The organism is Flavobacterium sp. GNP008 (assembly GCF_056428965.1).
Genome location: NZ_JBWJVL010000058.1, coordinates 1 through 238, shown reverse-complemented (window position 1 = coordinate 238; position 238 = coordinate 1). Strand labels below are relative to the sequence as shown.

Annotated in this window: 1 protein-coding gene; it reads left to right on the top strand. The window is 56.7% G+C overall.

Annotated features, from left to right (window positions below):
* Window positions 1-228 (top strand): DUF2515 family protein (locus tag AC0608_RS13870; protein WP_478289490.1); only part of this gene is annotated, 228 nt, incomplete at its 5' end.
* Between the last annotated feature and the right edge of the window lie 10 nt (window positions 229-238).

The window sequence follows — 238 nt, the reverse complement described above, 5'->3', positions numbered from 1 at the left end:
GTCGCTCAAGCCATTGAACTGACGCTGGCAAGCCAATGCCGCCACGTCGAAGACGGCCGAACCATTGAATTCAGCAATAATCCCGTCGCCAACCTGGCCGATATCGACCAACGCATGACCTTCGTGCTGAAGGCTGCTGCGCAGTTTGACGCACTTCTGCATAGCATTGAGCGGCAGCGAATCGAACAGTCCCTGGAAGATATCGCTGGAGGCCGGGGTGTCCAATGAGCAGGATCAC